General features: G+C 61.3%; 7 protein-coding genes. 2 read left to right on the forward strand and 5 right to left on the reverse strand.

The window, feature by feature from the left end; translation table 11 throughout:
- Positions 1 to 23: 23 nt before the first annotated feature.
- Positions 24 to 929, reverse strand: coding sequence for a LysR family transcriptional regulator (locus tag PMI36_RS10415; RefSeq protein WP_008073340.1), 906 nt, complete (start codon positions 927 to 929; stop codon positions 24 to 26).
- Between the two features lie 162 nt (positions 930 to 1091).
- On the opposite strand from PMI36_RS10415, the gene PMI36_RS10410 reads away from it, so the two are divergent.
- Both PMI36_RS10410 and PMI36_RS10405 read left to right on the forward strand, forming a co-directional pair.
- On the forward strand, positions 1092 to 2108 hold the full coding sequence (locus PMI36_RS10410; RefSeq protein WP_008073341.1) for an alpha/beta hydrolase: 1017 nt from the start codon (positions 1092 to 1094) through the stop codon (positions 2106 to 2108).
- Between the two features lie 63 nt (positions 2109 to 2171).
- Positions 2172 to 3599, forward strand: coding sequence for a mechanosensitive ion channel family protein (locus tag PMI36_RS10405; protein WP_008073342.1), 1428 nt, complete (start codon positions 2172 to 2174; stop codon positions 3597 to 3599).
- Positions 3600 to 3685: 86 nt separating this feature from the next.
- Here the strand turns inward: PMI36_RS10405 and ycaC are convergent, their stop codons facing one another.
- From ycaC to PMI36_RS10385, 4 genes are all read right to left on the reverse strand, one after another.
- Complete coding sequence (ycaC, locus tag PMI36_RS10400; RefSeq protein ID WP_008073343.1) at positions 3686 to 4312, reverse strand: isochorismate family cysteine hydrolase YcaC; 627 nt, start codon at positions 4310 to 4312, stop codon at positions 3686 to 3688.
- Between the two features lie 69 nt (positions 4313 to 4381).
- Complete coding sequence (locus tag PMI36_RS10395) at positions 4382 to 6220, reverse strand: amidohydrolase (RefSeq protein ID WP_008073344.1); 1839 nt, start codon at positions 6218 to 6220, stop codon at positions 4382 to 4384.
- Between the two features lie 9 nt (positions 6221 to 6229).
- Positions 6230 to 6820, reverse strand: a complete 591-nt coding sequence (locus PMI36_RS10390; RefSeq protein WP_008073345.1) for an antibiotic biosynthesis monooxygenase — start codon at positions 6818 to 6820, stop codon at positions 6230 to 6232.
- The gene (locus PMI36_RS10385; protein ID WP_008073346.1) at positions 6813 to 7229 is read right to left on the reverse strand and encodes a DoxX family protein; all 417 of its coding nucleotides are present in this window, start codon (positions 7227 to 7229) and stop codon (positions 6813 to 6815) included. The genes PMI36_RS10390 and PMI36_RS10385 overlap by 8 nt, the downstream gene beginning before the upstream one ends.
- Between the last annotated feature and the right edge of the window lie 194 nt (positions 7230 to 7423).

Below are 7423 nucleotides of genomic sequence, written 5' to 3' on the forward strand. Positions count from 1 at the left end.
CGAGCTTTGTTGCGATCTTGTAATCACCGGTGGTGCGAACCCTCTTCGCCTTGATTCAACCGCTCACGCAAGAACTCGATCAGCGCCTGCACCGGTCGTGACCTCTGGCGATGCTGCGGGTAGACGGCCGACAAGGTCAGCGGCTTGGGGCGCAAATCATCCAGCACCGGCACAAGTCGGCCGTCCTCAAGGGCCGAACCGACGATGAAGGTCGGCAGGTACGTGATGCCCATACCGGCAATGGCAGCGTCCTTGAGCAATTCACCATTGTTGACCCGCATCCGCCCAGTGACGTTGACGTTCAACGGCTTGCCCTGCCCCTCGAAACGCCATTGCACCTGACGACCGTGGCCGTAAGGCAGGCAATCATGGGTGTGTAAATCCTCGGGTTTAAGCGGCGTACCCCGCTCGGCCAGATACACCGGGCTGGCACAGTACAGCCGCTCGATGGAGGCGAGACGTCGGGCGATCAGTGTCGAGTCTTCCAGCACGCCGATGCGCAATGCCAAATCGTAGCCCTCACCGAGTAAGTCCACTGGTCGATCACTCAGGTCGACTTCCACGGTGACCTCGCGATAACGCTGCAAAAACTCCGGTAACAGACAGCCCAGATGCGCCACGGCAAACGACAACGGTGCGCTCAGGCGAATGGTGCCGCGAGGCTCGGTGGTCTGCCCGGCGATGCCCTGCTCCACTTGCTCGACTTCGCTGAGCAGGCGCAAGGCTGATTCGTAATAACTCTGCCCCAGCGGCGTAACGTCCAACCGCCGGGTCGAACGGTTGAGCAGGCGCACGCCGAGGCGCTCTTCCAGTTGCATCAAGCGGCGGCTGACAAACTGCTTGGACAACCCTAGTTGATCAGCCGCCGCGGTGAAGCTGCCGGAGTCCATGACCTGGCAAAACATACGCATATCTTCGAACGGGTTCATTGTCACTCTCTGGTTGACAGTTATTCGCTTTATAGCCGCTTTTTCACTTTCCGACACCTCATTAATCTGTGCTCACGGTGTTGCTGAGGCCCGAACCCCAGTGCCACAGCAGCCCGATCCCAAGGCATACAAAAACTCAAACGATATAAAAAGGAATTGCACATGAACATCAAGAAAACCCTCGCCACTTCCGTCCTCGCCCTGTCCATCGGCAACGCATTCGCCGCCGCCGGCCCCGGTGTCGAACACAACACCCAGGCCTTCCTCGATGCCCTCGCCGTCGGCGGTGGCAAACCGCTGGAACAGCTGAGCCCGAAAGACGCCCGCGCCGTGTTGACCGGCGCCCAGGCTTCGGTGAAGGTTGATCTGTCGGGTATTGAAATCAGCGACAAGGCGATCAAGGTCGACGGCCAGACCATCAACCTGAAAGTGGTGCGACCGGCCAAGGTCAAGGGCGAGTTGCCGGTGTTCATGTTCTTCCACGGTGGCGGCTGGGTATTGGGCGACTTCCCGACGCACCAGCGCCTGATCCGTGACCTGGTAGTGGGCTCCGGCGCAGTCGCGGTATACGTCGACTACACGCCGTCGCCGGAAGCGCAATACCCGACCGCCATCAACCAGGCCTACACCGCGACGAAATGGGTGGCCGCGCATGGCAAAGAGATCGGTGTCGATGGCAAGCGACTGGCCGTGGCCGGCAACAGCGTCGGCGGCAACATGGCGGCGGTCGTGGCGCTGATGGCCAAGGAACAGAAAACACCTGCCCTGCGCTTCCAGCTGTTGATGTGGCCGGTGACCAACGCACAGTTCGACGACGGCTCGTACCAGCAATTCGCCGAGGGGCATTTCCTCACCAAAGGGATGATGCAGTGGTTCTGGGACAACTACACCACCAACCCGGCCGAGCGTGCGCAGATTCATGCCTCGCCGCTCAACGCCAGCGCCGAACAACTCAAGGGCCTGCCTGCCGCACTGGTACAGACCGCCGAATTCGACGTGCTGCGTGACGAAGGCGAAGGCTACGCCCGCCACCTCGATGCGGCCGGTGTGCCGGTGACCTCGGTGCGCTACAACGGGATGATTCATGACTTTGGCCTGCTCAATCCGCTGAATCAGATTCCGGAAGTCAAAGCGGCGGTACGTCAGGCCGCGGCCGAGCTCAAGACGCATCTGAACTAAGTCCAACCTCTCGCCACACCCCAGGGTGTGGCGAGTTTTTTTGTGCCCGTTGGAGTGCAATCCATGAGCCTTTTCTCTGCCCACCTGTTGCCTTGGAGCGCCCTGTTGCTGGTGCTCGACGCCCTGCTCTGGCACCTCGTCCCGTTCAAGCATCGCGCGCCGCGGGTCGGCGTGCGTCTGGTGCTGTTTCTGGCGTTCAGTGCGCTGGTCATCAACGCCGGCGTCAGCCCGTTGCAGGCACCGCTGTTTGCCGATGACCCGGTAGCGCAACTCGGTGCCACGGCGCTGGGGATTCTCTGGTGGCTGTACGCCGCACGGGTGCTCACGGAAGTGTTCGGTCTGGTGCTGATGCGCCGCATAGGTCACAGCGGCCGTTTGTTGCAGGACGTGATCGGTGCACTGGTGTTTCTGGCCTCCACTGTCGCGGCCGCCGGTTATGTGCTGGATCTGCCAGTCAAAGGTCTGCTCGCGACGTCCGGCGTGTTCGCCATCGTGGTCGGTCTGGCGCTGCAAAGTACGTTGGCCGACGTGTTCTCCGGCATTGTGCTCAACACCACCAAACCCTATCAGGTGGACGACTTTGTGGTGATCGACGGCGTCGAAGGCAAAGTGCTGGACATCAACTGGCGCGCCACGCACCTGTTGAGCAGCGCCGGCACGATGGCCGTGGTGCCGAACTCGGTGGCGGCCAAGGCCAAGATCGTCAACCTCAGCCGCCCAAACAACCTGCACGGGGTGTCGATCAGCATCAAGGTGGCGAACCACATCCGCCCACGCCGGGTACTCGACGCCCTCGACCGCACGCTGCAAGGCAGCAGCAACCTGTTGCTGAACCCGGCCCCCAAAGCGGTGTTGAAAGAGGCCGGTGAAGAGATGTCCGAATACGTGGCCAGCGGTTTCATCGCCGAGCTGGGCAAGAAAAGCGACGTGCGCAATCAACTGTTCGACCTTGCCCATCGCCATCTGGAAGCGGCCGGCATCTCGCGACACCCCGACGGCGTGATCGAACCCTCGCCCCGTGCCCGCGCGCTGCTCGATGAAGTGAAGATTTTCCGCTCGCTGAGCCATGAAGAACGTGATCGCCTCGCCGAATCGATGGTCGCGCAACAATACGCCGCAGGTCAGGTGGTGCTGGATCTGGATGAAGTGCCGGACAGCCTGTTCGTGATCGCCACCGGCGTCGTCAGCGCCAGCGTGCCGGACGGCAATGGTTTCACCGAGGCCGGTCGCATGGGGCCGAGCGAAGTCATGGGGGAACAGAGCATCCTGGCCGATACGCCGTCGCAGGCGACGTTCACCGCGCTGACATCTTCGATCATCTACCGTCTCGATAAGAACCTGACCCGCCAGTGCATGGAACAGCGCAGCGAAGTGGGCCGGGCATTGAACAAGTTGCAGGCGGTGCGCCAGCAGAACAGTCGGCTGGCGTCGATGGCCAAACCGGCACCGATCAGCAAAGGTGGTTTTTTGGGATGGTTGCAAAAACGCTAAAAGCAAAAGATCGCAGCCTACGGCAGCTCCTACAGGAGGAGCGCATTCCAATTGGAGCTGCCGCAGGCTGCGATCTTTTGATCTTCTTACTTGGCAGTGAACTTGGTGTAGCTGTTGATCAGGTTACGGTAGTTCGGCAGACGCTGGGACAGCAGGTTGGCCAGGCCTTCCATGTCGTTGCGCCAGTCGCCTTGCAGCTCGCACGCCACGGAGAACCAGTTCAGCAGGTGTGCACCCGCCGCCGACATGCGAGCCCACGCCGCTTGTTGCACGGTGGTGTTGAAGGTGCCGGAAGCATCGGTCACCACAAACACCTCAAAGCCTTCGGCAATGGCCGACAGGGTTGGGAACGCCACGCACACGTCGGTCACAACACCCGCGATGATCAGTTGCTTGCGGCCGGTAGCCTTGATTGCCTTGACGAAATCTTCGTTGTCCCAGGCGTTGATCTGGCCTGGACGGGCAATGAACGGCGCGTCCGGAAACTGCTCTTTGAGCTCCGGCACGATCGGACCGTTCGGGCCGCTGTCGAAACTGGTGGTGAGGATGGTCGGCAGGTTGAAGAACTTGGCGATGTCGCCCAGGGCCAGCACGTTGTTCTTGAATTCGTTAGGCGAGAAATCCTGCACCAACGAGATCAGGCCAGTCTGGTGATCAACCAGCAATACCACTGCATCATCTTTGTTCAGACGTTTGTAAGGAACGTTGCTCATGTGAAACTCCTCGGGGGATGGACTTACCTCAGGGGCGCCGACACACCAGGCCGGCGCATTGTTTAATCACTAGAAGGCAAAACACGAGCAGCCAAACGCGCCCCAGAACCCCTGGAAATCGCTGACCGGCGCGTTCGACAAACGCGCCCGTTCATGGCTGTGGGAATGCACCGCGCACGGCCCGCTGCACTGGTGAACCTGCGCCTGCATCGGTGAAGCCGGACGCCAGTGACCCGGCACCTTGACCACCGGTGACCAGTCCGGCAGTACTGGCACGCTGGCCGGCCCGAGTTTCTCGAAGTCACCGGCGGCGTACACCACCTTGCCGCCAACCACGGTCAACACCGACTCGATCCACTTGATCGCTTCTTCCTCGACGCTGAAGAAGTCGGCGCTCAGGGCGGCGACATCGGCCAGTTGTCCGACTTTGATCTGGCCTTTCTTGCCCTGCTCCGACGAGAACCAGGCACTGCCGTGGGTGAACAGTTCCAGCGCGGTCTGTCGGGGCAGGCCTTCGCTGTGCAGTGCCAGCCCGCCGACGGTGCGACCACTGACCATCCAGTACAACGAGGTCCAAGGGTTGTAGCTGGACACTCGAGTCGCATCGGTGCCGGCCCCCACCGGTACACCCTCGGCCAGCATGCGCTTGATCGGTGGCGTGTTTTCGGCAGCCTTGGCGCCGTAACGCTCGGCGAAATACTCGCCCTGGAACGCCATGCGATCCTGGATCGCGATGCCACCGCCCAGCGCCCTCACCCGCTCGATGTTCTGTGGGGTGATGGTTTCGGCGTGGTCGAAAAACCATGGCAGACCATTGAAGGGAATGTCGCGGTTGACCTTCTCGAACACATCAAGCATGCGGCTGATGGACTCGTTGTAGGTCGCATGCAAACGGAACGGCCAGCGCTGCTCGACGAGGTGGCGAACCACAGGCTCCAGCTCCTGCTCCATGGTCTGCGGCAGGTCCGGACGCGGTTCGAGGAAGTCCTCGAAATCCGCCGCCGAGAACACCAACATTTCCCCGGCACCGTTGTGCCGCAGGAAGTCGTCGCCCTGGTGCAACTTGACGCTGCCGGTCCAGTTCTTGAAGTCGGTCAGTTCTTCCTTGGGCTTCTGGGTGAACAGGTTGTAGGCGATGCGCACGGTCAGTTGCTGGTCTTTGGCCAACTGCTCGATCACCGCGTAGTCGTCCGGGTAATTCTGGAAACCACCGCCGGCGTCGATGGCACTGGTCAGGCCGAGGCGATTGAGCTCGCGCATGAACTGGCGGGTCGAGTTGACCTGATACTCCAGCGGCAACTTCGGCCCCTTGGCCAGGGTCGAGTACAAAATCATCGCGTTCGGCCGCGCCACCAGCATGCCGGTCGGCTCACCGTTGGCATCGCGCACAATCTCGCCACCCGGTGGGTTAGGCGTGTTGCGGGTGTAACCGGCAACTCGCAACGCGGCGCGGTTGAGCAAGGCGCGGTCGTACAAATGCAGCACGAACACCGGCGTATCGGGTGCGGCCTGGTTGAGCTCTTCCAGGGTCGGCATGCGCTTTTCGGCGAACTGGAATTCGTTCCAGCCACCGACCACCCGCACCCACTGCGGCGTCGGCGTACGGTCGGCCTGATCCTTGAGCATGCGCAACGCATCGGCCAGGGACGGCACGCCTTCCCAGCGCAGTTCGAGGTTGTAGTTCAAACCACCGCGGATCAGGTGCAAGTGCGAGTCGTTGAGGCCGGGGATGACGCAACGGCCCTTGAGGTCAATGACCTGCGTGCCCGAACCGCGCAGGGCCATGGCGTCGGCATCGGTACCAACCGCGACGAAGCGGCCGTCGCTGATCGCTACGGCGCTGGCGAGGGGCTTCTCACGGTCAACGGTATGGAACTGGCCATTGAACAGAATCAGATCGGCGTTCATCGCGTTTCCTTAAGGCTGTGTGGAATGGGACTGGCCGGCTTCCAGCCACGGCGCGAACAGGCGCGTGGCCAGCGGCATAAAGACGTACACCACCGACAACACAATGGTCAGGGTGATCAGGAAAGTGGCGACCACGTAGTTGGACAGAAAGGCATTGAGCTGCAACAGCGGCCCCCAGATCAGCGGCACCAGCAAGGTGTGCGGCAGGATCACCAACAGCGTCACCACGGCCTGCTTCCAGCGCGGCGGTGGTGAGCCGGCCTCAGCCAGCGGTGAGAACCAGAACTCATTGACCGGGTTGACCTCGGTCTGGTCGCCGTCGGCCAGCATCGGCGCGGCTTCATCGACCAGCGCCTGGCGTTGCGGCGAGTCGAGCCAGCGCTGCATCGCCTCGGTGGAGCAAAAACGCAGCACGCAGGTGAACAGGTCGAGGCCACCGCTCTTGCCGCGAATCACATCCACGCCCAAGTGTCCTTCGCGTTGCCCGGCCACGCTGACGATGTTGCGCAGCCAGGCTTCATAGTCCGCTTCAAAACCGGCCTTGACCCGGTGTTTGACGATCAGTGTCACGATCTCATCGATACGATTGGAATCAGGCATAACGGAGGGCTCCGGCGAGACGAACATTGAGCGCCAGCCGTCCCGGCCCGGCGATGAAAATGCTGGTGAACAGAATCAACAGCAGCCAACCGAACTGCCCTTCGGCCACACTCCATTGCGGATGCACGATCAACAGCGCCACCAGCAGCACAAACAAAATGGGCAGGCACGCCAGACGCACAAATACGCCGGCGACGATCAGCAATGGGCACAGCACTTCGGCGAAGATTGCCAGGATTAGCGTGAGGTGAGCGCCGAGGTGGAACGGGTCTTCGATGCGTTGCAATTCGGCGCTGTAATCGAGCACTTTCGGCAAGCCATGCACGCCCAGCAAAAACAGTGCGCCACTGACCCGCAGAAACAGCAGCCCGAGATGTTGAGCCCGTTCATCCCATTGCGAAGCGTTCATGGCCCCTACCCTTGATCAATCATTGCCCTGAATAGTGCAGCGACGGGGTAGGGAAAAATTGAATGTACGTGCTCTCTTTGCTCAACACGCGGAACGCCAAAACGACACAGAACCCTGTGGGAGCGGGCTTGCTCGCGAAGGCGGTGTGTCATTCAACGGTGATGTCGACTGACCCGACGCCTTCGCGAGCAAGC

Origin of the sequence: Pseudomonas sp. GM79, assembly GCF_000282495.1 — a bacterium.
Lineage (GTDB): Bacteria > Pseudomonadota > Gammaproteobacteria > Pseudomonadales > Pseudomonadaceae > Aquipseudomonas.